At 65.1% G+C, this 22,275-nt stretch carries 18 protein-coding genes and 1 tRNA gene; 15 read left to right on the top strand and 4 right to left on the bottom strand.

Annotated elements, in window-relative coordinates; translation table 11 throughout:
- Window positions 1-59: 59 nt before the first annotated feature.
- The 4 genes from AUL31_RS11885 (at window position 60) to AUL31_RS11870 (ending at window position 4,716) form a co-directional block, all read left to right on the top strand.
- A tRNA-Val gene (locus tag AUL31_RS11885) sits at window positions 60-134 on the top strand.
- Window positions 135-579: 445 nt separating this feature from the next.
- The gene (locus AUL31_RS11880; RefSeq protein ID WP_060606512.1) at window positions 580-1,911 is read left to right on the top strand and encodes an NTP/NDP exchange transporter; all 1,332 of its coding nucleotides are present in this window, start codon (window positions 580-582) and stop codon (window positions 1,909-1,911) included.
- Window positions 1,912-1,967: 56 nt separating this feature from the next.
- A complete protein-coding gene (locus AUL31_RS11875) occupies window positions 1,968-3,023 on the top strand; it encodes an SDR family oxidoreductase (protein WP_060606509.1) in 1,056 nt (351 codons plus the stop codon).
- 226 nt (window positions 3,024-3,249) lie between these two features.
- On the top strand, window positions 3,250-4,716 hold the full coding sequence (locus tag AUL31_RS11870; RefSeq protein ID WP_060606506.1) for a protein adenylyltransferase SelO: 1,467 nt from the start codon (window positions 3,250-3,252) through the stop codon (window positions 4,714-4,716).
- Window positions 4,717-4,809: 93 nt separating this feature from the next.
- On the opposite strand, the gene AUL31_RS11865 is transcribed toward AUL31_RS11870, so the two are convergent.
- From AUL31_RS11865 to AUL31_RS11855, 3 genes are all read right to left on the bottom strand, one after another.
- Window positions 4,810-5,409, bottom strand: coding sequence for a class I SAM-dependent methyltransferase (locus AUL31_RS11865; RefSeq protein ID WP_060606874.1), 600 nt, complete (start codon window positions 5,407-5,409; stop codon window positions 4,810-4,812).
- 141 nt (window positions 5,410-5,550) lie between these two features.
- Window positions 5,551-6,504 (bottom strand): SDR family oxidoreductase, encoded by a 954-nt coding sequence (locus AUL31_RS11860; RefSeq protein WP_060606503.1) that lies wholly within the window; start codon window positions 6,502-6,504, stop codon window positions 5,551-5,553.
- Window positions 6,505-6,566: 62 nt separating this feature from the next.
- The gene (locus AUL31_RS11855) at window positions 6,567-7,253 is read right to left on the bottom strand and encodes a molybdopterin cofactor-binding domain-containing protein (RefSeq protein WP_060606500.1); all 687 of its coding nucleotides are present in this window, start codon (window positions 7,251-7,253) and stop codon (window positions 6,567-6,569) included.
- 335 nt (window positions 7,254-7,588) lie between these two features.
- On the opposite strand from AUL31_RS11855, the gene AUL31_RS11850 reads away from it, so the two are divergent.
- From AUL31_RS11850 to AUL31_RS11835, 4 genes are all read left to right on the top strand, one after another.
- The gene (locus tag AUL31_RS11850) at window positions 7,589-8,314 is read left to right on the top strand and encodes a response regulator (RefSeq protein ID WP_060606496.1); all 726 of its coding nucleotides are present in this window, start codon (window positions 7,589-7,591) and stop codon (window positions 8,312-8,314) included.
- Window positions 8,311-9,738, top strand: a complete 1,428-nt coding sequence (locus AUL31_RS11845) for a sensor histidine kinase (protein WP_244489391.1) — start codon at window positions 8,311-8,313, stop codon at window positions 9,736-9,738. Before AUL31_RS11850 ends, AUL31_RS11845 begins: the two co-directional genes overlap by 4 nt.
- 89 nt (window positions 9,739-9,827) lie before the next feature.
- Window positions 9,828-10,247: a VOC family protein gene (locus tag AUL31_RS11840; protein ID WP_060606493.1), complete on the top strand. Its 420-nt coding sequence runs from the start codon at window positions 9,828-9,830 to the stop codon at window positions 10,245-10,247.
- 626 nt (window positions 10,248-10,873) lie between these two features.
- The gene (locus tag AUL31_RS11835; RefSeq protein ID WP_060606490.1) at window positions 10,874-12,529 is read left to right on the top strand and encodes an acetolactate synthase large subunit; all 1,656 of its coding nucleotides are present in this window, start codon (window positions 10,874-10,876) and stop codon (window positions 12,527-12,529) included.
- A gap of 16 nt (window positions 12,530-12,545) precedes the next feature.
- Here AUL31_RS11835 and AUL31_RS11830 read toward each other — a convergent pair whose 3' ends face one another.
- The gene (locus AUL31_RS11830; protein ID WP_200801679.1) at window positions 12,546-13,322 is read right to left on the bottom strand and encodes a DeoR/GlpR family DNA-binding transcription regulator; all 777 of its coding nucleotides are present in this window, start codon (window positions 13,320-13,322) and stop codon (window positions 12,546-12,548) included.
- Window positions 13,323-13,632: 310 nt separating this feature from the next.
- Between AUL31_RS11830 and AUL31_RS11825 the strand changes: the two genes are divergently transcribed.
- The 7 genes from AUL31_RS11825 to AUL31_RS11795 all read left to right on the top strand — a co-directional run bounded on the left by AUL31_RS11825 (window position 13,633) and on the right by AUL31_RS11795 (window position 22,275).
- The gene (locus AUL31_RS11825; protein WP_060606487.1) at window positions 13,633-15,216 is read left to right on the top strand and encodes an ABC transporter substrate-binding protein; all 1,584 of its coding nucleotides are present in this window, start codon (window positions 13,633-13,635) and stop codon (window positions 15,214-15,216) included.
- Window positions 15,217-15,297: 81 nt separating this feature from the next.
- A complete protein-coding gene (locus AUL31_RS11820; protein ID WP_060606484.1) occupies window positions 15,298-16,278 on the top strand; it encodes an ABC transporter permease in 981 nt (326 codons plus the stop codon).
- The gene (locus tag AUL31_RS11815; protein WP_060606480.1) at window positions 16,278-17,198 is read left to right on the top strand and encodes an ABC transporter permease; all 921 of its coding nucleotides are present in this window, start codon (window positions 16,278-16,280) and stop codon (window positions 17,196-17,198) included. Before AUL31_RS11820 ends, AUL31_RS11815 begins: the two co-directional genes overlap by 1 nt.
- Window positions 17,198-19,051, top strand: a complete 1,854-nt coding sequence (locus AUL31_RS11810; protein ID WP_060606476.1) for a dipeptide ABC transporter ATP-binding protein — start codon at window positions 17,198-17,200, stop codon at window positions 19,049-19,051. The genes AUL31_RS11815 and AUL31_RS11810 overlap by 1 nt, the downstream gene beginning before the upstream one ends.
- 31 nt (window positions 19,052-19,082) lie before the next feature.
- Entirely contained in the window at window positions 19,083-20,375 is a 1,293-nt protein-coding gene (locus tag AUL31_RS11805; RefSeq protein WP_060606473.1) for a Zn-dependent hydrolase, read from the top strand.
- Window positions 20,372-21,343 (top strand): phosphotransferase, encoded by a 972-nt coding sequence (locus AUL31_RS11800; RefSeq protein WP_060606469.1) that lies wholly within the window; start codon window positions 20,372-20,374, stop codon window positions 21,341-21,343. Before AUL31_RS11805 ends, AUL31_RS11800 begins: the two co-directional genes overlap by 4 nt.
- Window positions 21,340-22,275 (top strand): phosphotransferase, encoded by a 936-nt coding sequence (locus AUL31_RS11795; RefSeq protein WP_060606466.1) that lies wholly within the window; start codon window positions 21,340-21,342, stop codon window positions 22,273-22,275. Before AUL31_RS11800 ends, AUL31_RS11795 begins: the two co-directional genes overlap by 4 nt.

Below are 22,275 nucleotides of genomic sequence, written 5' to 3'. Positions count from 1 at the left end.
GTGGCCTCGGAATCACTTGACCGGACGGCGGCCCTATGGTCTATGCCGCTCCATCGAATGGGCGTGTAGCTCAGCGGGAGAGCACTACGTTGACATCGTAGGGGTCACAGGTTCAATCCCTGTCACGCCCACCATTCGATCTCCTTCTTTATAAGCGCTTCCTTGTCATAGAATCATGTGATCGCCAGGTTCATCGAACCTGAAGCCTCTCAGGCGTTGCCTCAGGGGCTGTTTCTGCGTTGCTGCGCGTGGCAGCGCATTGCGTTTCGCATCGTCGGCAACAGCGGACGCACCTTTTCCTGCCGTGCGATCGTGGAAGACATCCTCGCCGCGATTGCGACAGCGCGCTGCAAGGGTGGCCTCCGATCGCCGTGCGCCTCTCCGCTAAAGTGTAACCGCTTGTAACGGGTGCCCGAAGTTTCACGGCGTTGCAGGACTGCCGGGTGCATTTGCGTACAATTCAAGACATGCGCGGCACAGAGGCGCGACAGTGGCCGTTTAGTTCATTCCCTCGAAACAAAGGCAAGTGTCCTTCCCGCCTGCAAAAGGAGGCCGGACACCTCTTCTTCGAGGCGACCCATGACATCGGCAGCCAGACGCCTGCGCGTCTTTCGATCCATCTTCAATGTTCGCCGCAGCGAGATTGGGCCGGTGCTCGTGGCAGCGCTGTTCTTCTTCTGCGTTCTGACGGCGCTGATGGTGCTGCGTCCGGCGCGCGACGCGCTGGGCATGGAACGCGGAATCGAAAGCATCCGCTGGCTTTTCCTCGGCACGGCACTCGTTACGCTTGCGGTCAACCCGATGTTCGGCTGGCTGGTTAGCCGTTTCAAACCCTTGCAGTTCATCGGGGCGACCTATGGCTTCTTCGTAGCGAGCCTGGTCGGCTTCTGGGCCCTGCTTACCTTTGCGCCCAGCGCCATTGGCCAGGGCAGCGGCCAGGTCTTCTATGTCTGGTTCAGCGTCTTCAACCTGTTCGCCACGATGGTGTTCTGGGCTCTGTTGGCCGACCGTTTCACGACCGATCAGGGCAAGCGCTTTTTCTCGGTGATTTCAGTCGGCGGTACCTTCGGCGCCATCTTCGGACCCTGGCTCACCTCGCAACTGGCCGCGCCGCTGGGCACGCCGAACCTGCTTCTGGTTGCCGGCGGCTTTCTGTTGATTGCCCTCGTGGCGGCCCGACAGCTTCTGCGCATGGCGCCGGACAGGAAAGACGTGCTCGCCAGCGGTGCCGCCCCGCGCATCGAGCGGAACGAGCATGTGGGCGGCAGTGCCTTCGCCGGCCTGTCGGCGGTGTTTCGGTCGCCGTATCTCAGCGGCATCGCCGTCTACATCATGCTGATGACGGTGATCACCAGCATCATCTACTTCACCCGCCTGCAAATGGTTGCCGCGGTTGCAGACGGTACCGATGCGCGCGCCGCCCTCTTCGGCAGTATCGACATGTGGACGCAGGTGGCGGTTCTGGGTCTGCAACTGACGCTGACCGGAAAGATCATCCAGCGCTTCGGACTGGGCGTGGCGCTGGCCATACTGCCCGTGGCAACCGCGCTCGGCTTCGTCGGACTGGCGATCTACGGCTCGTTCTCGGTGCTCATCCTGCTCGAGGCGACAAGCCGCGCAATCCAGCGGGGCATCACCCGCCCGGCGCGTGAAGCCCTGTTCACGGCGGTCAGCCGCGAAGACAAGTACAAGGCCAAGGCTTTCGTGGACACGTTCGTCTACCGCGCCGGCGACGTCGTCGGTGCGCAGACCGAAGGCGCCCTCGGCCGGATGGGGCTGGCCCTCGGCAGCCTTGTCGGCGTGGTCGTGCCCATGGCGATTGCCTGGGCGGCCCTTGGCCTGTGGCTGGGCCGCGCCCAGACGCGGCAGCCCGATGCCGAACCTTCCGCACTCCCCTTGCCGGTGCGCTGACCGCGCTGCGGCACCTTCCCCAACCCAGATCCAGAACCCAAGAGAAGGATGCATGAATGACACTGTTGAATCACAGGCATGACGCCGGCACCCCGACCCCCGGAAGCAAATGGCGCGTCGGCCTTGCGGCGCTCGGCATTCTGCTCGGCTCCGTATTGACCACCGGCAGCTCGCTTGCCGAGAACCGGCCCGATCCCGAGTGGAGCGCCGCCGACATCCCGTCGCAGGAAGGGCGCATCTTCGTCGTGACCGGCGGAACGAGCGGCATGGGGTACGAGGGCGCAAAGGCGCTGGCTGCCGCTGGCGCGCAAGTTATCATCGCGGCGCGCAACCCCCAGCGTGGGCAGGAGACGATCCAGCGCATCCAGGAAGAGGTTCCGGGTGCTCAGGTCCGGTTCGAGGCATTCGACCTTGCCGATCTCGCCTCGGTGCGGGCCCTTGGAGAGCGGCTCAATGCGACGCTGCCCCGCCTCGACGGATTGATCAACAACGCCGCGATCATGGCGCCGGCCGAACGCGGCACCTCGGCGGACGGCATGGAGATGCAGTTCGCCATCAATTACGCCGGCCACTTCGTGTTGACGGCCGAATTGCTGCCGCTGCTGCGCAATAGCGACGCCCCACGGGTCGTGACCATGTCCAGCGTGGCGGTGCACCGCGGCAGCATCAATTTCGACGATCTTCAATCGACGGCGTCCTACGACCCATATGCGGCCTATGCCCAATCCAAGATCGCCTGCCTGAAATTCGCGTTCGAATTACAGAGGCGCAGCAACGACGCCGGGTGGGGCATCCAGAGCATCGCCGCCCATCCCGGCATTGCGGTGACAGAACTGGTTGCGCGCGGTCCCGGCCTGGAAAGCCCGCAGGGACGCCAATGGGCCAGCAACCGCGCAAACTACCAGACAGCCGCACAGGGCGCCCTGCCTGCGCTGTACGCAGCCACCGCGCCCGAAGCGGAAGGCGGAGCCTATTACGGCCCGACCGGCGAAAATGAAATCAGCGGCCCGGTCGGTCTGGCGACCGTCCCCGCTGTGGCCAACGATGCCGAGGCCGCTGCTCGCCTCTGGACCATCACGGAAGCGCTCACCGGTACGCAGTTTCCCCTGTAACGCGAGAGCGTTCAGGCAAGCAGGGTCGGCCCTGCGCGTAACGCCTTAAGCTGAGCGTCGGCCCGGTGATCCCCTCACCGCGGCCGATGCTTCGCGTTCACAAGACGCAGCAAGCTGCGAATGGAAGCCGGACGGCCTTCCCCTCGAAATTCGAGTTCGACACACCATCTGCGGTGTCGAGGCCGCCGATGCCGATCGGCGACGCCAGGAAAGCGGTGCGAAACCCATGACCCGACATTTCTCGTTCGATAACAGCTATGCCCGGCTGGGCCCCAGCTTCCATCGCCGGACCCATCCGACCGTCGTCGAACAGCCGCAGCTTCTGTTGCTCAACCGCCCGCTTGCCGAAGAGCTGGGCCTCGACCCCGAAGCCCTTGCGACAGATGAAGGCGCACGCATCCTTGCCGGCAACGAGCTTCCCGAAGGCGCGGAACCACTTGCTGCAGCCTATGCGGGGCACCAGTTCGGCAATTTCGTTCCGCAACTCGGCGATGGGCGGGCCATCCTTCTTGGAGAGGTGGTCGACATCAATGGACACCGCCGCGACATCCAGTTGAAGGGCTCCGGCCCGACCCCCTTTTCGCGCAGCGGCGACGGACGCGCGGCCCTTGGCCCTGTCCTGCGCGAGTATCTCGTCAGCGAGGCAATGGCCGCCCTTCGCGTGCCGACGACCCGCGCCCTCGCGGCCGTCACCACCGGAGAGGCCGTGTACCGGGAGCAGGTCTTGCCGGGCGCGGTGCTGACGCGCGTTGCATCCAGCCATGTGCGCATCGGCACGTTCCAGTTCTTCGCGGCGCGTGGCGACCACGAGTCCGTTCGCCGCCTGGCCGACTACGTCATTGCCCGACACGACCCGGAGGCGGCAGACGCGGGGAACCCCTATCAGGCCCTTCTGCAAGGCGTCTGCAAGCGTCAGGCCCGGCTGGTGGCGCAGTGGATGCAGGTCGGTTTCGTGCATGGCGTCATGAACACCGACAACATGTCGATCTCCGGCGAGACGATCGACTACGGGCCCTGCGCATTCCTGGATGCCTACGACCCGGCCGCCGTCTTTTCATCCATCGATCGCAACGGGCGCTATGCCTTTGCCAACCAGCCGATGATCGCGAAATGGAACCTGGCGCGTCTTGCGGAATGCCTGCTGCCGCTCTTCGACACTGGCGGGGATGCGACCGTGGAAGAAGCCTACCGCATTCTGGATGGCTTCGCGGAGACGTTCAAAGCGGCCTATCTTGCAGGTTTCGGCGCAAAGCTGGGCCTGCACACGCAGCGCGAGGGCGACGCGGCCCTGATCGAGACGCTTCTGGAGCGGATGGCGCAGCAGAGGGCGGACTTCACCCTGACGTTCAGGCGGCTTGGCCGCGCCGCCGAAGACACCGACGCGATCGACGCTGTCGCCGCCCTGTTCGACGATCCCGGCGTCTTCGTCGACTGGGCGAATGGCTGGCGTGCGCGCCTTGATCAGGAGCCGACGGAGCCGGGAGCACGCCGGCGTGCGATGGACCGCGTCAATCCGGCGATCATACCGCGCAATCACCTCGTCGAAACCGTACTGGCCGCGGCCAGCGAAGGCGATCTCAAGCCGTTCGAGAAGCTGTTCAGCGTGTTGTCCGCGCCTTACGAGGCGAGCCCGGACTATGATGCTGCCCCGCCAACGCCCACACAGCCCTACCGGACTTTCTGTGGCACATAACGGCATTGGCCGCCTTGTCGAAGGCGGCCGCCGGGATAGACATTGCAGGTCAACGGTGGGCATGCCCGTGCGGGATCGGAGGGGCCAGACCGTTCATGCCGATCCGGCGCCGTGAGTTTCCTGCCGGCGGCGGCGGATACGGTAGACGGCAGCGGGTGGAATGTTGGCAAGGGTGCCGCCGATCCGTTCGGCCTCCAGGCCAAGGCGGTCCAACATGCTTTTGGGAACGGGGCAGCGCGGCCCGTAGGTGAACTGGTAAAGCGCGCCTTCGGGCTCCAGCCTCTCGAAGCATCCCTTCAGGATTGCCACCACCTGCCGCCTCGGCATGGACAGTAGCGGAAGCCCGCTGACGACCGCACCGAAGAGTCGGCCAGCGAACAGGTCGACGGTGCCAAGGTTTGCGGCGTCCATGCAACGAATCTGCGCGTGCGGAAAACGTTCGGCCAGCAACGCGCTGAACTCCGGGCCATACTCGATTAGGGCTATATCCGCCTGGCGCACGCCATTGGCGATCATCGCCCGGGTGAAAGAGCCCGTCCCGGGGCCAAGTTCGACAACCGGGCCGGTACTGCCGGAAAGCTCGGCGGTCATCAGACGCGACAAAGCGCGTCCGGATGGGGCAACTGCCGCAACCCGAAGGGGCGCCCGCAGCCAGGCGGCCAGAAAGCGCCCGGCGTCGCGCACCGGCCTCATGTCCGGCAACATGGCCAAAGCGCGACCTGCGGCATCCGTAAACAGGCCGGACGCCCTGCGAAGGGTTAGCCTCGTCGCCACCAGGCCGAAGGCGTTGAGAGCGGCTATGCCCGCGAACAGCGAGTTGATCGGCTCCATGGCTCAGGCAACCATCAGGGCGTTGTCGGCGTAGTGCGGCGCTTCGGCATAGCGCAGATCGGCAAGATCCTCCGAGATGTCCCAGAGCCTGCGCGCGACATTGGTGTCGAGCGCCTGGGGCGGGATCTTCGCCTCGGTCGGCAGGCCCCGCAGCTCGCCCATGCCGTTCGGCCCGTAATAGGCCCCCGGACGGGTATAGGCGGAGGTGGCCGCGTACAGCGTGGGAAGCGCGCCCTGCGCAACCGGCTGGAACAGGAACCACAGGTAAGAACGCGCAAGACCCTGCCAACTGGACCTGCCCGGAGCGTTCAACAGGAGATCGGTGCGCGAGACGCCGGGATGCGCGGCAACGCTGCGTATGCCCCAGCCGGCCTCGTCGCTGCGGCGCTGCAATTCGAGGGCGAACATCAGGCAGGCCAGCTTGGATTGCCCGTAGGCCTTCATCGGGCGGTAGAGCCGCTCCGACTGGAGATCCTCGAGGTCGATTTGCCCGGCGCGCGCAGCGACACTGGACAGGGTTACCACGCGCGGCGCATCGGACCTTCTGAGCAGCGGCAGGAGGCGGCAGGTCAGGGCGAAGTGGCCAAGATAATTGACGCCGAACTGCAGTTCCAGGCCATCGCCGGTCATCTGGCGCGTCGGGGGCGTCATCACACCGGCATTGTTGATCAGCACGTCGACGCGGTCGTACCGGTAGGCCATCCGCTTGCCGAAGGCTGCGATCGAGGCAAGGTCGGCAAGGTCGACCGCCTCGAAATGTACGGCTGCGCCCGGCGACACCTGGCCGATACGGGCGACGGCTGCCCTGCCCTTCGACGGATTGCGACCGGCCATGACAACCGTCGCTCCCGCCTTTGCGAAGGCAAGCGCATCTTCGAAGGCAAGCCCGCCGGTGCCTGTCACGACAATGGTGCGGCCGTGCTGCGAAGGCATGTTGCGTGTGTTCCAGTTCGCCATTTTCCTGTCCTTTCGGGTTGTTCGGCGGGACGGTCCCGCCGGTGAAGACGTTGGATAAGCACTCAGGCCGGGAGCATGCTGCGGGTGCGCTCGTCAGCGACTGCCCGCAACGCGGGCTCCCTCGGCGGGCTCAGCACCGCTGCCTCATGCGCCAGCTCGCCGTAGGAAAGGCGCTTGCCGCTGGCTTCATGGTGGACGAAGCCGTTGCGCGTCATCAGTTGCGAGGCCGGAAGGCCGAGCCGCTTCGCAGCCGCAGCCACCAGCATTTCACGTGCGGAGGCGCCGGCGACGCGCATGGGATGCCAAAGCGCCATCGCGGAGTAGGACGCCGCCGTCGATAGGAAGCCGAGCAGGCGAAGGGCGCGCCGTTCTACCCAGGCGGCCGGGCCGCCAGCTTCTGCGGGTCGGACCTGGAGGACGTTGATCCAGTTGACATAGGCGCCATGCCGCCTGGTCGGGACGACGACACTGATCCTGTCGTCGAAGGGGATGTCGAGTTCTTCGGCGACAAGCATGGCAAGGCCCGTATGGATGCCTTGCCCCGTCTCCGCCTGCGGCACCTGGATCACCACCCGGCCGTCCCGGTGAAGGGTCAGGAACGCGTTCAGCCTGGCGTTCTCGCCATCGACGAAACCGTCCAGCCCGTCGACGCCCACCGTGGCGAGGCGGCCGATGCCGCCCACGCCGGCCACCAAGGCAGCTCCGCCGATGGTCGTGCCCGTAACCAGAAAGCCGGGATGCGAAACCATGGCTATGCCTCCCCGTCGGTTCGCCGGGCTGCCGGCGCCCGGTCGATGGCACGTCGGATACGCTTGTATGTCCCCGATCGACAGATGTTGGTGGTGGCCAGGCCATTGACGGTAAGAGAAACCATGATGTCTCCGAAGCTGTCTCGAAGATCACCGTAGCGGGCCAAGGTCGCGTCGCTGTGCCGGGACTGTCCCCGCCTGTACCCGATTGTATCAGATCGGGCCGCGATGCTCTGGAGCGCCGCCCTGTCGATACAATCGGATACAGTTTAGTCCGCGCATTCGCGGCAGTGCGGTTATATAGAAGGAGCAGTTTGAAGCGCTCGAGGCCCCATATGGAGCGGGTACCCCACATCGCCGTAGTCGACGATCATCGCGACATCCGCGATCTCGTCAGCCGATACCTGCAGCAGCAGGGTTACCGGGTGTCGACGGCCGAGAACGGCGTCGCGCTGCGCCGCCTGTTCGAACGCGGAGCGCCGGACCTCGTCGTACTCGATATCATGATGCCGGGCGAGGACGGGTTGACGCTCTGCCGCGAGCTGAGGACAGGTTCGGGCTCGGGCATACCGATCATCTTCCTGACCGCCCGCGCGGACGAGACCGACCGTGTGATCGGCCTGGAGCTCGGCGCCGACGATTACCTCGTCAAGCCGTTCTCGTCTCGTGAGTTGCTTGCGCGGATCAAGGCCGTGCTGCGCCGGGCCAACAGTCTGCCGACGCAGCGCGCGGACCGCCGCTCCGGCGTCATGCGCTTCGACCGCTGGTTGCTCGACTTCCGCCGCCGCGAATTGCAGGGCGACGATGGGGTCGGCGTTCCACTGTCGACGGCAGAGTTCCGGCTGCTCAAGGTTTTCGTCGAGCATCCGGGCATGGTGCTCACGCGCGACCAGCTCATGGACATGACGGTTGGGCGCGAGGCCGAGCCTTTCGACCGCTCCATCGACAACCAGGTCAGCCGCTTGCGCCGCAAGGTAGAGACCGACCCGAAGAACCCGATCATCATCCAGACCCATAGAGGGGGCGGATACAGTTTCACGCCGGAGGTCGTCAACGCGTGAACAGGATTCGCATCTTCTGGCAGAAGAGCATGTCGGCGCAGCTTCTGGCCTCGATGCTGGTAGCGTTGTTCGTCTCCCAGTTCATCGGCCTTTGCATTTCCTGGGAAAAGTTCCGGTCCGACCTGCGCGGCTCCGCGCGCGTGGAACTTGCCAGCCGCTCGGAGGCGGTCGCGCGCCTTATCCAGACTGCCCCTGCCGGGTTGGAGGACGAGATCGCGCGCGTCAACAGCACCGATTACACCCGCTTCTGGGTCACCCCGGGCGGAACTCCGGCTCTCGGACCCTGGGTGGAAGATGCGTTCCATCTGTTCCAGACGCCCCTCCGCGACCTTCTGAACGGCTCGGTCGCCGGAAACGTGGCTGCCGACCTTCCGCAGACGACGATGATTCCGGAAGGGGCCGATCCGTCCATGTTCGCCGATGGCGCGCGCCTGACCACATTGGACAGGAACGCAACCAGCCTGCCGCCGGGCGCAGCCTCCCTGGATTTCGCCGGGGGCAGCGGCGCCGGCATCAGCGTTCCGCTGGAAAATGGCGGCGCCCTCAATGTCGCCTACTACAAGGCCATGCCGACGATCTGGGCGACGCATCTTCCTTTCTCGCTCGGGCTTACGGCGATCCTCGTGTCGATCGTCGCGCTCATGATGGCGCGCAGTATCGCCAGCCCGTTGCGGCATCTTACGAGGGCCGCGGAAACCCTTGGCCGCGGCGAGGCCGTGACGCCGCTGAGGCCATGCGGCACGGATGATATCCGCCGGACGGCGGAAGCGTTCAACCTGATGCAGGAACGCCTTCACCGCTTCGTCACGGACCGGACGAACATGCTTGGCGCCATCGGCCACGACCTGCGCACTCCCCTGACGACGCTTCGCCTGCGCGCCGAGTTGGTGGACGATCCGGACCTGCAGGAGCGCATGCTCGACACGATTGGCGAGATGGAAGCCATGACCGAGGCGGCGCTGTCACTGGCACGGCAGGAAAACACGGTGGAGGAAACCCGCACCATCGACCTGTCCGCGCTTGTCGAAAGCGTCTGTGAGGATCTGGCCGATCTCGGGCAGGACGTTCGCTTCATATCGTCCGGGCGGATCAATTACCGTTGCCGGCCGGATGGCCTGCGGCGGACGATCCGCAACCTCGTGCAGAACGCCGTTCGCTACGCCGGCCATGCGGAAGTAAGACTGACAAGCACCGGCTCGGCGGTCGAGATCGTGGTGGACGACCACGGTCCGGGCATTCCGCTCGACAAGGCTGAAGAGGTGTTTGCGCCCTTCTATCGGCTGGAGGAATCGCGCTCGCGCGAAACCGGCGGCATCGGCCTCGGCCTGTCGATCGCCAGGGCCATCGCCCGCCAGCATGGCGGCGATATTGTCTTGTCCTCGTCCAACCCCGGCTTGCGCGCCACGGTCGTCCTTCCCGTCTGACCCCTCGGTCGCGGCACGCGCACAGGATCGGACGATTTACTTGCAGGTTGCCAGCCACCTATAGTCCGGCGCGAACCTGCAGGGGCACCGTGATGCTGACAGTGGATGCGTTGGATCACCTGGTATTGAACGATCGGGACGTAGAGGCCTCGGCTGCCTGGTATCAACGCGTGCTGGGCATGCGGCGGGTCGATGCAAAGGCTGCCGACGGAAACACGCGAACCAGCATGATGTTCGGCCTCAACAAGATCAATCTACGCCCAATCGCCACCAGCCAGGAACTCTGGTTCACCGGTTTGGAGCCTTGTGCCGGAAGCGACGATCTCTGCTTCCTGACGCAGCTTCGCCCTGACGATGTCGCCTCGCATTTCAGGGACTGTGGTGTGGAGATTATCGTGGGCCCGACGACCAGAAGCGGAGCTTTCGGAGAAATCTGCTCGGTCTATGTGCGCGATCCTGACGGCAACCTCATCGAGGTGTCGTCCTACAGTTCGGAGCCTTCTGCGTAGAGGGCGCCGTCACAGCGATCACGACAAGGAAAACCCGGAGCGGCATGCATGCCGAACTCCGGGTCATAGTCCTGGTGCAGTAAGGAACAGCTCGATTGGAAGAGCACCCTGCCCTGCGCCTGCAAGATCGATCCGCAGTCTATGCGGATCATGCACCCTGCCTTAGAAGACGAAGATCATCAGAAGAATGATGATCGGAATCGGGATACCGATGAGCCAAAGAAGGCCGCCTTTTAGCATGATGCAACTCCAAGTTTGTGCGTTGCAGCTATAACCGTCACCCAGGCTGATAGTTCCAAAAATCCTTTTCTGAGCCACCCACCAATGGTTATGACGATACTGGCGGCGTCATTGGTAAGCGACTGCAGGGCCGCCAGATCGCTGACCAAGTTGTCGATCCGACCGGTCGGCGTCCGCCGTGTTCAAACCTTGTCGAAACGGGAAGTGGCATTAGCATACTTCCGGTGCGCCGGGTGCGGGATCAGTTGACGCGCGGCATCGTCCACATCCTGGCACTGCCCCAGGTGACGCAGATGATCCGGAAGGTCAGCAGCGACGTTGCGTTCTGCGGATGACGGGGCGGCTCGCAGGGTTCACCGCAAGCCACAGTAAAGAGGAAACCAAGCATGCCCAAGGGATCCGACCTGTTCGTCGCTGCACTGGAGAACGAAGGCGTCGACCGCATCTTCGGCGTACCGGGAGAGGAAAACCTCGACGTCCTGGAATCGCTGCGGAACTCGCGCATCCAACTGGTGCTGACGCGCCATGAGCAGGCCGCCGCCTTCATGGCGGCGACGCATGGGCGGCTCACGGGCAGGCCCGGCGTCTGTCTTGCAACGCTCGGCCCCGGCGCACTGAATTTCTCGACCGGCGCCGCATACGCCCATCTGGGTGCAATGCCGATGATCCTGATCACCGGCCAGAAGCCCGTGATGAGCGCCAAGCAGGCGCGGTTCCAGATCGTCGATATCGTCGGCTCGATGAAGCCGCTCACCAAGATGACCCGTCAGATCGTCAGCGCGGCGAGCATTCCCGCCATCGTGCGGGACGCGTTCCGCGTGGCCACCGAAGAGCGACCCGGCCCCGTGCATCTGGAGCTTCCGGAAGATGTGGCCGTCACGGATGTCGACAGCGTTCCGCTGATCCCGCCGCACGAGCTGGTCCTGCCTGTCGCGCGGGCCAGCGTGCTGGATGCGGCGGCCGCGACCATCCTTGCGGCGCGGCGTCCGCTGGTGATGATCGGCGCCGCAGGCAACCGGCCCTCGCTCGTCGATGCGTTGTCCGATTTCGTCGCACGCACCCGCCTGCCCTTCTTCAACACCCAGATGGGCAAGGGCGCGGTGACGGGCGGCTCGAACCTCTATATGGGCACGGCCGCGCTGTCCGAAGGCGATTATGTACACGAGGCGATCGAGCGCGCCGACCTGATCGTCGCCATCGGCCACGATACGGTGGAGAAGCCGCCCTTCCTGATGAAGAGCGCCGGCGGGCCGAAGGTCGTCCATATCGGCTATCAGTCCGCGACAGTGGAGCAGGTCTATCACCCCGATATCGAGGTGATCGGCGATATCGCGGCCACCGTGACGGCGCTCGGCGAACGCCTCGAAGGCCGGCTGCCGCCGGACGACGGCATGCTCGATCTGCGCAAGACCATTCTTGCCCGCATCAACGACCGCGCCGAGGAAGATCGTTTTCCGATCACGCCGCAGCGCATCGTCCATGACGTGCGCGCGGTGATGCCGGAAGATGGCATCGTCTGCCTCGACAACGGCATGTACAAGATCTGGTTCGCGCGGAACTACCGCACCCATGTCGCCAACACGCTGCTGCTCGACAACGCCCTCGCCACCATGGGGGCCGGCCTGCCATCCGCGATGATGGCGGCCATGCTTCATCCTGGTCGCCGCGTGATGGCGGTCTGCGGCGACGGCGGCTTCATGATGAACTCGCAGGAACTCGAGACGGCGGTGCGGCTTCGGCTCAACCTTGTGGTCGTCATTCTCAACGACAGCGCCTACGGCATGATCCGCTGGAAACAGGCGATCGACGGCTTCCCCGATTTCGGAATGAGCTTCGGCAATCCGGACTTCGTACGCTATGCCGAAGCGTACGGCGCCAAGGGGTCGCGCGTTGGTGCGGCGCAGGAACTTGTGCCGACCCTCGAAGCGGCATTTGCCGGGGGCGGCGTGCATCTTGTCGACGTGCCGATCGACTATTCCGAAAATACCCGCGTGCTGGTGGACGAATTGCGCAACCGCGTTCCGGACATCGAACTGACCTGAGGCGCGCGCGACGCCTTCAGCGCCTGGACGAATGGATGCGTCCGTTCGCCAGCGCGATCTGGAGTTCGCTGCCGCCATCCGTCACCAGATGGTCGATGTCTTCGAGCCGGCAGACCGAGACGCGGCTTTCCACGCCGACCTTGCCCGACTGGCACAGCAGCATCACCTTGCGAGCCTGTCGGATCATGCTGCGCGCCACATCGGCCTCGTGCATTTCGTAATAGGTCACGCCGCGCCCCGAATGCAGGCCCACGGGTGAAATGACGGCGAAATCCACGAGATAGCGCCCGATCTCCAGAACCGTCGTTTCGCCGTATGTCGCGGGCACCGCGATATGCGGACGGCCGCCGAGAAGCAGGATGTCGCAACCCGGCCCCCTTTCGGCAAGCCGCGCAATATCGAGCGAATTGGTGATGATGTTGACGTCGCCGCGTCGGATGATCTGCGTGGCGAAGGCCAGGGTCGTGGTACCGGCATCGACGTACAGCGTAGCACCGCGCGGGATGATCTCGCACGCGACCTCCCCGATGGCGCGCTTCTCTTCGGCGTGCGCATGCAGGCGTTCGGCAAAGACGCGCTCCGGCTCCACGGTGCGTTCCGGCGCCACGGCCCCTCCATGCACCCGCCTCAAAACCCCTTCCTGCTCCAGCTCGGCAAGGTCGCGCCGGACCGTCTCTCGCGAAACGTCCAGAACGCCGGCCAAACGCTGGGTAGAGACGCGCTTTTCTTCGCTCAGGAGTTCCAGAATCTTCGAATGGCGCTCATGCGGCCACATCAACCCGCCCTCACTCACGCAGACGCTCCCTTGCTGACGCACAAATAGACGCACGTCGCATGTGCAATTTCCACCCCCGACACCGGCACTTCTGCACATGCGTTGTTCACTGCGCTTTTTTTATCCGTATCTTATGTTTTCGTGTGGATTCACTACCGAAGGTGTGCATACTTATCCCAACCGAGAGCAGAAAACCACACATTGCCACTCGGCGACATTCTTAGGACATGCCCCGTGCCGGCACCGGGACGGGATGGACCGAGCGGCCGCGCATGCGTGCGCCGCATCGCTCGCGATCGTCGTTCGTCTTGTTGTCAGGGGACTATCAATGACCAGTTTCGTCACTCGCAGACGCATTCTTCAGGGTGGGGCCGCGCTTGCAGGAATGGCCGGCTTTGCGCAGATCGATCCCGGCTTCTTCTTTTCGTCGGCTTTCGCCCAGGAGGCGCAGCCGATGGTGTTCCTTTCGGCGGAAAACATCACCGGCAACTGGGACCCGACGGCGCACACGACGCTGTCCCAGAAGAACATCGAGGGCTTCGTCATGGGCTTCCTGACGCGCACCCCGATGACTCTGGAAGACCCGGGCGCGGTCGTCTACGAACTTGCCACCTCCATCGAGCTGCTCGATCCGCATCGCCTGCAGATCAAGCTGCGCGATGACGTGCAGTTTCATGACGGCAAGCCCTTCCTGGCAGAGGATGTAAAGGCGACGTTCGAGTACGGATCGCAGCCGGACCGCCCGGCCCAGTGGTATCCGGGCCCAACCGAAACGCTGACCATCGAAACCCCGGACGAGCACACGGTGATCGTCGATACGAGCAAGGGTGGCTATCCGGCCCACCTCTTCATGTTCCTGGCGTCCTTCCTACCGATGATGTCGGCCAAGGACATTGCCGGAGGGCCCGGCGGCCCGCTGTCGCAGCGGCTCAACGGTACCGGCCCGTTCCGCTTCGTGGAGCAGCGCGGCAACGATACCGTGCTCGAGGCCTTCGACGGCTACTTCAAGGGCAAGCCGTCCGTCCCGTCGATCAACTTCACCTTCGTCGGCGATTCAACAACGCGCATGCTGTCGCTGATGAACGGCCAGGCCAACATCGTCGAGCGGCTGGAGCCGGAGCAGGTCGACACCGTGTCCGGCAATGCGGACATCGCGATCAACGAGGTCGTATCCGTCGAGAACAAGTATCTCTGGTTCCGCTGCTCGAAGCCGCCTTTCGACGACCTGCGCATCCGCATGGCGGCATGCCACTCCATCGACCGCGAGTTGATCCTGGAGCTTCTGGGTTCGGCCGGACATGCGTCGAGCAACTTCATCTCGCCGGTCAAGTTCGGCTACATAGAGCTCGAAAACTATCCCGCCTATGACCCCGAGCGCGCCCAGGCATTGCTGGCGGAAGCCGGCTTCCCCGGTGGCGAAGGCCTGCCGCCGCTGGAATACATCACCTCTGTCGGCTTCTATCCGAAGACGGTGGAATACGGCGAGGTCATCACGGCCATGCTGAACGAGCAGGGCTTCAACGTCAGCCTGACCGTCCTGGAACCCGCCGCCTGGAACGAGCGCCTGTACCACCGCCCCGGCGGCGGCCCGGGCCACATGGTGGATTGCGGCTGGTCGACAGGTTCGCCCGAGCCGGACCTGGTGCTGCGGACACACTTCCACTCTTCTTCGCACCGCATCACCGGTATCGAGGACGCGGAGATCGACGCCAGCCTCGACAAGGAGCGCAGCGCCTCGACGCTGGAAGAGCGGCAGGCCATCCTGCAGACCGAGACGATGCCGCTGCTGGCGCAGAAGATGCCGGCGCTCTCGCTGTTCACCTCGGTCATGATCCACGCGATGCGCAAGGAGCTCACCGGCCTCTACATCTACCCGGACGGCTCCATCGACGCCACGGGCAAGGCCGCCTGACCGACGCCCCGGCAGGCCCGCCGCCAGGATCGCGGCGGGCCTCGCACCGTTCCCGAACGCAAGACCGGAGCCTGTCACCCGATGTTCGTCCTCAGCTTCCTCGCACGTCGACTGACGCAAGGCGCGCTGATCATCTTCCTGGTGTCGCTGCTGATCTTCACGCTGCTGCGCGTCGTGCCCGGCGATCCGGTGCGCCTGATGGCGGGTGGCATGGCGCCGGAAGCCCTGATCGAGCAGATCGCGACCGAAATGGGCCTCCGCGACCCGATCATCGTACAGTTCGGCCGCTACATGGGCGGCGTCGTCCAGGGTGATCTCGGGCAATCCTTCGTGCGGCCGGCCAGTGGCGCGGCAACCGGCGGCGCCAGCTTCGGCGATACGACGCGCGGCGAGCGGGCCGACGTGATGACCCTCATCCTCGACGCCCTGCCGATGACGCTGCAACTGGCGGCCCTGGCGCTGGTGTTCGCGCTGATCTTCTCGTCCATCGTCGGGATCGCGGCGGGGTTGCGGCCCGGCGGCATCGCCGACAAGCTGGCCTTCGCCATCTCGTCGGTCTTCATCTCCATTCCCAACTTCTGGCTGGGCATCGTCCTGGCGCTCTTGTTCTCGGCGCATCTCGGCTGGTTGCCCGCCATCGGCTACCGCGGCTTCGCCTACACGATCCTGCCGGCCATCGTACTGGCGGTCGAACTGTCGCCGGTGCTGATCCGCACTCTGTCCAGCGCCGTCGCGGCGCAGATGAGCGCGTCCTATGTCAGCGTCGGCCATGTCCGGGGCCTGTCGCAACCCCGGATCGTCGCCCACCATGCCTTGCGCAATGCGGCCGTGCCGCTGCTCAACCTGCTGGGGGTCCAGTTTTCCTCCCTGCTCGGCGGCGTCATCATCGTCGAATATATCTTCGACTATCCGGGCCTCGGCCTTTTGACGATCAACGCCGTCCTGCAACGCGATTTCCCGCTGATCCAGGGAATAGCCATCGTCACCGCCGCGATCTTCGTGATCATCAACATTCTCGTCGATCTCGCCGCCACCACCATCGACCCGAGGCTCGAATACTGATGAGCGCCATCGACCCCACATTGACGGCTGGCATGGTACGCGCCGCCCCCGCCGGCCGTTCGGTAGCACGGCGCATCCTCGGCCGGGCCGCGCGCTCCACCGAGTTCCGCATCGGTTTCGCCGTCTTTCTGCTGCTCGTCCTTGCCGCAGCCTTGTATCCGGCCATCAGCGGGATCGACCCTACGGCAATGAACGTGCGGGCCCGCCTTCTGCCGCCGATCTTCCTGGGTGAAAAATGGAGCTGGGCCCACCCGCTCGGCACCGACCAGATCGGCCGCGACATGCTGGTCCGCAGCCTGGTCGGCCTGCGCTACTCGCTCCTGATCGGCGTGGCGTCCGTGGCCGTCACGCTTGCCATCGGCTGCACTCTCGGCACGCTGGCCGGATATTTCGGCGGGCGCTCCGACACCGTCATCATGCGGATCACGGATGCGCAGTTGGCCATCCCCATGATCATCCTGGCCATCGCCGTGCTCGGCGTTTCGCGTCCGACCATTCCGGCGATCGTTCTGGTCCTGGGTCTATCCAACTGGCCGGTCTATGCCCGCATCATGCGCTCCGTCGTCATGGCCGAGCGCGGGCAGGAATATGTCCGTGCGGCGCAGGTTTCGGGCGCCACGCATGCGCGCATCCTGCTGACGCTGCTCGTTCCGCTGCTGATCCCGCCGATCCTGTTCACCTCCGTACTGGACGTGGCGCGCATGATGATCTTCGAATCCATCCTGGGGTTCCTGGGTCTCGGCGTGCAGCCGCCGACGCCCACCTTCGGCAACATCATCGCCGATGGTCGCAAGTATCTGCTGAACGCATGGTGGATCGCCACGATGCCCGGCATCTTCCTGTGCCTCACCCTGACCAGCATCATCCTGATGGGATCCGCCTTCGAGCGCGCCCGCAACTCCATCCATGGAGGCGCCTGATGAAAGCGACAGTCCAACCCGTCCTGTCCGTGGAGGGTTTGTGCGTGGATGTGGCCATGCCCGGCCGCGAACATGCGATCCTTGAGAATGTCACCTTCACCGTCGCCCCGCGTGAGATCGTCGGCGTCGTCGGGGCCTCGGGCTCGGGCAAGACCGTCTTGTCCAAGGCCATCGTCAACTGGATCGACAGTCCGCTGCGTATCTCGTCCGGCAAGGTCGTTTTCAAGGGCCGCGATATACTGGCGCTATCCGGGGGCGACATGCGGCGACTGCGCCGCGACATCGCCTATGTCGGCGCCAACCCGATGGGCGCGCTGGACCCGACCCTGCCCGTCGGCGCCCAGATCGTCGAAAAGCTGCGCGCGGTTGCGCCTGAAATCTCGAAGAAGGATGCGCAGGACCGGGTGATCGAGCTTTTGGAAGCGGTGCGTATCCCCTCGGCGCGCTCGCGCTTCCACGATTATCCCTCGCAGTATTCGGGCGGCATGATGCAGCGCGCGCTGATCGTGGATGCCATGGTGGCAAACCCGACCTTGCTGGTTGCCGACAACGTCACCCAGCCGCTCGACGTCACCGTAGCGGCACAGGTGATCCGCCTGATGCGCGAATTGTCGGACACGTTCGATACCGCCGTGCTGTTCGTCTCGTCCTCCCTGCCCGTCGCGCGGGAAGCCGCCAGCCGCATCCTTGTCATGGACGAGGGTCGGCTCGTGGAAGAGCAGCCGAGCGAGGCTTTGGTGGCCGCGCCGCGCCATGCCTACACCCGCGAGCTTGTCGCGCAGATACCGGTGATCTGGGGCGCCGGCGCGCCGCGCCCTCCGGCCAGCGAGGCGAACACCCGACAGCCGGTCATCCGTCTCAACGACGTGTCGCAGACCTACGACGTGCGGCGGCGCGGCTCTTTCGGCAAGACGGATGCCCTGCGGGCCGTGCGCAACGTGACGTTCGACGTGCATCGCGGAGACAGCTTTGCCGTCGTGGGTGAATCGGGCTGCGGCAAGTCGACGCTGATGCGGCTCCTGAGCCGGCTGGAAAAGCCGTCCGGAGGCGAAATCCTGTGCGAAGGCGAGGATATCGCGCGGTTGTCCGGCAGTGCGCTTCTGGGCTTCCGCCGCAAGCTGCAGTTGGTGCTGCAGGACCCGTTCGGCTCTCTTCCGCCACGCACCTCGATCGGCGCGATGATCGAGGCGCCGTTGCGCGTGCATGGCTGGCGCGAGGCCGCCCGCATCCGCGACAAGGTGCGGCAGGTCATGGACGATGTCGGCCTGCCCGTATCCCTGTACGACGAGTTGCCCACCGGGCTGTCGGCCGGGCAACGGCAGCGCGTCAACGTGGCGCGCGCCATGGTACTGGACCCGGAAATCCTGCTGATGGACGAGACCTTGTCCTCGCTGGACCAGACGGAGCAGTTTCGCCTTCTTGCCCTGTTCGACAAGCTGCAGCGCGAACATTCGCTTACCTACATCTTCATTTCCCACGATCTCGGCATGGTCCGGAAGGCCTGCAACCGGATCGCGGTGATGTATCTTGGAGAGGTGGTCGAGCTGGCCGACAACGAGCGGCTCTTCTTCGATCCCGGGCACCCCTACACAAGAGCGCTTCTGTCGGCGATGCCGACCCTGGAGACGCGGCGCTACCGACCGGAAGACTGCCTGATGGAGGGCGAGCCGCCAAGCCCGATCGATCTTCCGCAAGGGTGCTCGTTCCGGTCCCGCTGCCCGCAGGCCTTCGCCCCATGCGCAAGCCAGAGCCCCCATCTGACCACCCGCAGCGACAGCGACTTCGCGGCGTGCCACCTGATCTCCGACCTTTTCCCGCAGGAACAGCCTCGCCGCCTTTCCGCCACCGCCTGACCTGCATTCCATATCGAGAACGGATCGTCCGATGCCAGACAGCCAGACCACACATTCCGCCCCCATCGACGCAGACCGGCTGCAGGCCATGATGGACGCCGTGGAGCCCTTCGGCGGCGGCGAAGGCGGAGCGATGACCCGCCTGACCCTGTCGCGCGAGGATGGCCTGGCCCGCGACTGGCTGGCGGCATGGTTTTCCGCCAACGGATTTGCGCCGAAGGTGGATGCGATCGGCAATCAGTTCGGCCTCCTCGACCTGGCAGGTCCGGATGCGCCGCTGGTCATGGTGGGTTCGCACATCGACAGCCAACCCAATGGCGGCCGTTTCGACGGAACGCTCGGCGTCCTGTCGGCCTGCGAGGCCATCCTTGCCGTCCGCGATGCGCTGGCGCAAAGCGGAAGCACCGCCGCCTGCAATTTCGCCGTGGCCAACTGGACCAACGAGGAGGGTGCGCGCTTCCAGCCCAGCCTTCTCGGCAGCAGCGTCTTTACCGGGGCCGCCGAGCTGGACTGGGCGCTCGACCGCCGCGACGGCAGCGGCATCACCGTGCGCGACGCCCTTGCCGACATCGGCTATGCGGGCACCGACACGGTCCGCGTGCCCGACGCGCTGGTAGAGCTTCATATCGAAGGCGGCCCCTTTCTGGACCGCGCGGGAGAGCGCTTCGGCGCCTTCACGCGGTTCTGGGGCGCCACCAAGTACCGGCTGGCCTTCATCGGCCGACAGGCCCATACCGGGCCGACGCCCATGGCCGAGCGCAAGGACGCGCTGCTGGCCGCAGCGCATGTCATCACCGGCCTCAAGACGCTGGCGGGCGAGCATGGGCTGGAACTGCATACATCGGTGGGCCGGCTGGAGGTCTATCCCAACTCACCCAACACCGTACCCGGCGAGGCGGTCCTGTTCATCGAGCTGCGCTCCGGCTCGCCCGAGGTGCTGGAAGCGGCCGAAGACAGCCTGAAATCCATGATCGACGATGCGGCAGAAGCGGTCGGCATTTCCTACGAGGTCCGCTCCATCGACAGGCGCGCCGCCGGCCGCATGGATGCCGGCCTGATCAGGCTGGCCGAGCGCGCGGCGCAGGCGCGCGGGACCGGCACGCGCCACCTCGACACGATCGGCGGCCATGATGCCGTCAGCCTTTCGGCCGTCTGCCCGGCCATCGTGCTGGCCGTGCCCAGCGTCGGCGGCGTGATCCACCATCCGACGGAATATACGCGGCCCGAAGACCAGGCTTTCGGCACGCAAATCCTGGCCGACATGCTGATGATCCTGGCCACCGAAGGCATGGCTGCCATCGCCTTGGAGGAAACCCCTGCATGAAGCCGCTCGGCGCACCGAAGGACGACCAGGAACGGTTGGCCGAGGAGGCCCTGTCGTCCGTACCGTTTCTGGATACGCGCGCGCTGCGCTACGAGCCGGCCGTGTCCGGTGCCGCGTCCCCCTCTTATCAGGGGGTCGAGTCGACGCTGTATCGCGTCACGCAGGCAGAGGGCGAACAGCCATCCCTGTTCCTGAAGGTGCATCAGGCCGAGTGCGCGGACCTGTTCGACCCGGCCATCGCCTTCCAGGCCGGGAAGGCGCTTGCGCAAATGGGCCTGACGCCCGAGCCGCTGCATCTGGCGGCGGATCAGGGGGCGATCCTGTTTCGCCTGCTGGGGCCGGAATGGCGGCCGCCTACGCTGGACAGGCTCGGGACACAGGCATGCCTGTCCGCCGTGGTCGAGGCGCTCCGCACCATCGCGGATGGCGCCCCCATGGGAAAACGCTGGACGGTGTTCGATGGCATAGAGGACATGCGAGCGCGTCTCGGTCCGGAAGCGGATACGCTTCCGGACGATGCCTGGTGGCTCTTCGACGGCGTTGCCGCCATCGCCGACGCGCTGGAGGCGGCGGGCACCGATATAAAGCCCGCGCATGGCGACCCGCATGCAACGAACATCATGCTGAGCCCGGACGGCGCGGTGCGCCTCGTGGATCTCGACATGGCGTGCGACACCGACCCGCATTATCAGCTGGCCGCGCTCCTCAACGAAGCGTGCCAGTTCGACAGCGAAATGCGGGTGGGCATCGAGATGTGGAACGGAGCGTGGAGCGAGGCTCTGTACAACCGCTGCCTCGCCTACGCGGCGGCCGACGACCTCTACTGGGGTCTGAGAGCTCTTCTGCTCGATCGCTTGTCGCCGCGCACATCGCTCGAGTTCCGCAAATATGCCGCCTGGCGTCTTTTGCGCTGCCGGATGCGCATCAACCGCCCCGGTTTCGAGGAAACGCTGAGGAGGCTTGGATGATCCCTGTGGGCCATGCCGCCACGGAGGCGGAACGCATGCTGGAAAGCGCGGTGGCCGAAGTTGCCCCGTGGCGCAACCGGACGATGCGCTACGCCCCGGTTACGGGCGGCATCAGCAACGTCAACTGGCGGGTCGCGGTGGATGGCGAGCCGCACGACTACTTCGTGAAGATTCCGGGCCGCGGCACGGAAATGTTCATCGACCGGGCAGCCGCCCGCGCGGCAAGCCGCCAGGCGGAGGCGATCGGCCTCGGCCCGCGCACCTATGACTATCTCGACCGACTTGGTGTCGAGATCGCGCAATTCGTGGAAGGGCGTCGTCCCTCCACCCACCGCGACTTCGCTGCGCCGGCGATGCGCGCCGAAGCGATGCGCGTCTACAGGCAGTTCCACGCGGCGCCGCTGCTGCCGCTTACCAAGACCGTCTTCGACATGATCGACGAACACGAGCGGCAGGCCGCCGACCTCGGCGCCCGCCTGCCGTCCGATCACGCATGGCTGAGCCGGCAGTACCGCATCGCGCGGCAGGCGCTGGAAGCCTCGGGCCTCGACCTCGTGCCCTGCTTCAACGACCCCATGCCCGGCAATTTCCTGATCGGCGATGACGGATCGATCCTTTTGATCGACTTCGAATATGCCTCCAACAACGACCGGATCTACGATCTCGCCATCTGGAGCAGCGAGATGTTCTTTCCCGAAAGCATCGAGCGGTCGCTGATCGAACTGTATTTCGGGCAGTGCACCGAGGCGCTCCATGCGCGGCTGGTGGTGCACAAGGCTCTGGCCGACATCAAGTGGTCGACCTGGGCGATGGTGCAGAACCGACTGTCGACGCTGGAATTCGACTTCTACAAATACGGCATCTGGAAGCACATGCGCGCGCGCTCCATCATGAGCGACCCGCGCTGGCCCCATTACCTGAAAGCACTATGA

It is taken from the genome of Aureimonas altamirensis, from assembly GCF_001463885.1.
GTDB classification, from domain to species: Bacteria; Pseudomonadota; Alphaproteobacteria; order Rhizobiales; family Rhizobiaceae; genus Aureimonas; species Aureimonas altamirensis.
This window is presented reverse-complemented; position numbering and strand designations above follow the sequence as displayed.

Bases quoted from the DNA above. Each gene is read 5' to 3' on its own strand.
- AUL31_RS11880 (WP_060606512.1), top strand. From the start codon at position 580: ATGACATCGGCAGCCAGACGCCTGCGCGTCTTTCGATCCATCTTCAAT.
- AUL31_RS11875 (WP_060606509.1), top strand. From the start codon at position 1,968: ATGACACTGTTGAATCACAGGCATGACGCCGGCACCCCGACCCCCGGA.
- AUL31_RS11870 (WP_060606506.1), top strand. From the start codon at position 3,250: ATGACCCGACATTTCTCGTTCGATAACAGCTATGCCCGGCTGGGCCCC.
- AUL31_RS11865 (WP_060606874.1), bottom strand. From the start codon at position 5,409: ATGAGGCCGGTGCGCGACGCCGGGCGCTTTCTGGCCGCCTGGCTGCGG.
- AUL31_RS11860 (WP_060606503.1), bottom strand. From the start codon at position 6,504: ATGGCGAACTGGAACACACGCAACATGCCTTCGCAGCACGGCCGCACC.
- AUL31_RS11855 (WP_060606500.1), bottom strand. From the start codon at position 7,253: ATGGTTTCGCATCCCGGCTTTCTGGTTACGGGCACGACCATCGGCGGA.
- AUL31_RS11850 (WP_060606496.1), top strand. From the start codon at position 7,589: ATGGAGCGGGTACCCCACATCGCCGTAGTCGACGATCATCGCGACATC.
- AUL31_RS11835 (WP_060606490.1), top strand. From the start codon at position 10,874: ATGCCCAAGGGATCCGACCTGTTCGTCGCTGCACTGGAGAACGAAGGC.
- AUL31_RS11825 (WP_060606487.1), top strand. From the start codon at position 13,633: ATGACCAGTTTCGTCACTCGCAGACGCATTCTTCAGGGTGGGGCCGCG.
- AUL31_RS11820 (WP_060606484.1), top strand. From the start codon at position 15,298: ATGTTCGTCCTCAGCTTCCTCGCACGTCGACTGACGCAAGGCGCGCTG.
- AUL31_RS11815 (WP_060606480.1), top strand. From the start codon at position 16,278: ATGAGCGCCATCGACCCCACATTGACGGCTGGCATGGTACGCGCCGCC.
- AUL31_RS11810 (WP_060606476.1), top strand. From the start codon at position 17,198: ATGAAAGCGACAGTCCAACCCGTCCTGTCCGTGGAGGGTTTGTGCGTG.
- AUL31_RS11805 (WP_060606473.1), top strand. From the start codon at position 19,083: ATGCCAGACAGCCAGACCACACATTCCGCCCCCATCGACGCAGACCGG.
- AUL31_RS11800 (WP_060606469.1), top strand. From the start codon at position 20,372: ATGAAGCCGCTCGGCGCACCGAAGGACGACCAGGAACGGTTGGCCGAG.
- AUL31_RS11795 (WP_060606466.1), top strand. From the start codon at position 21,340: ATGATCCCTGTGGGCCATGCCGCCACGGAGGCGGAACGCATGCTGGAA.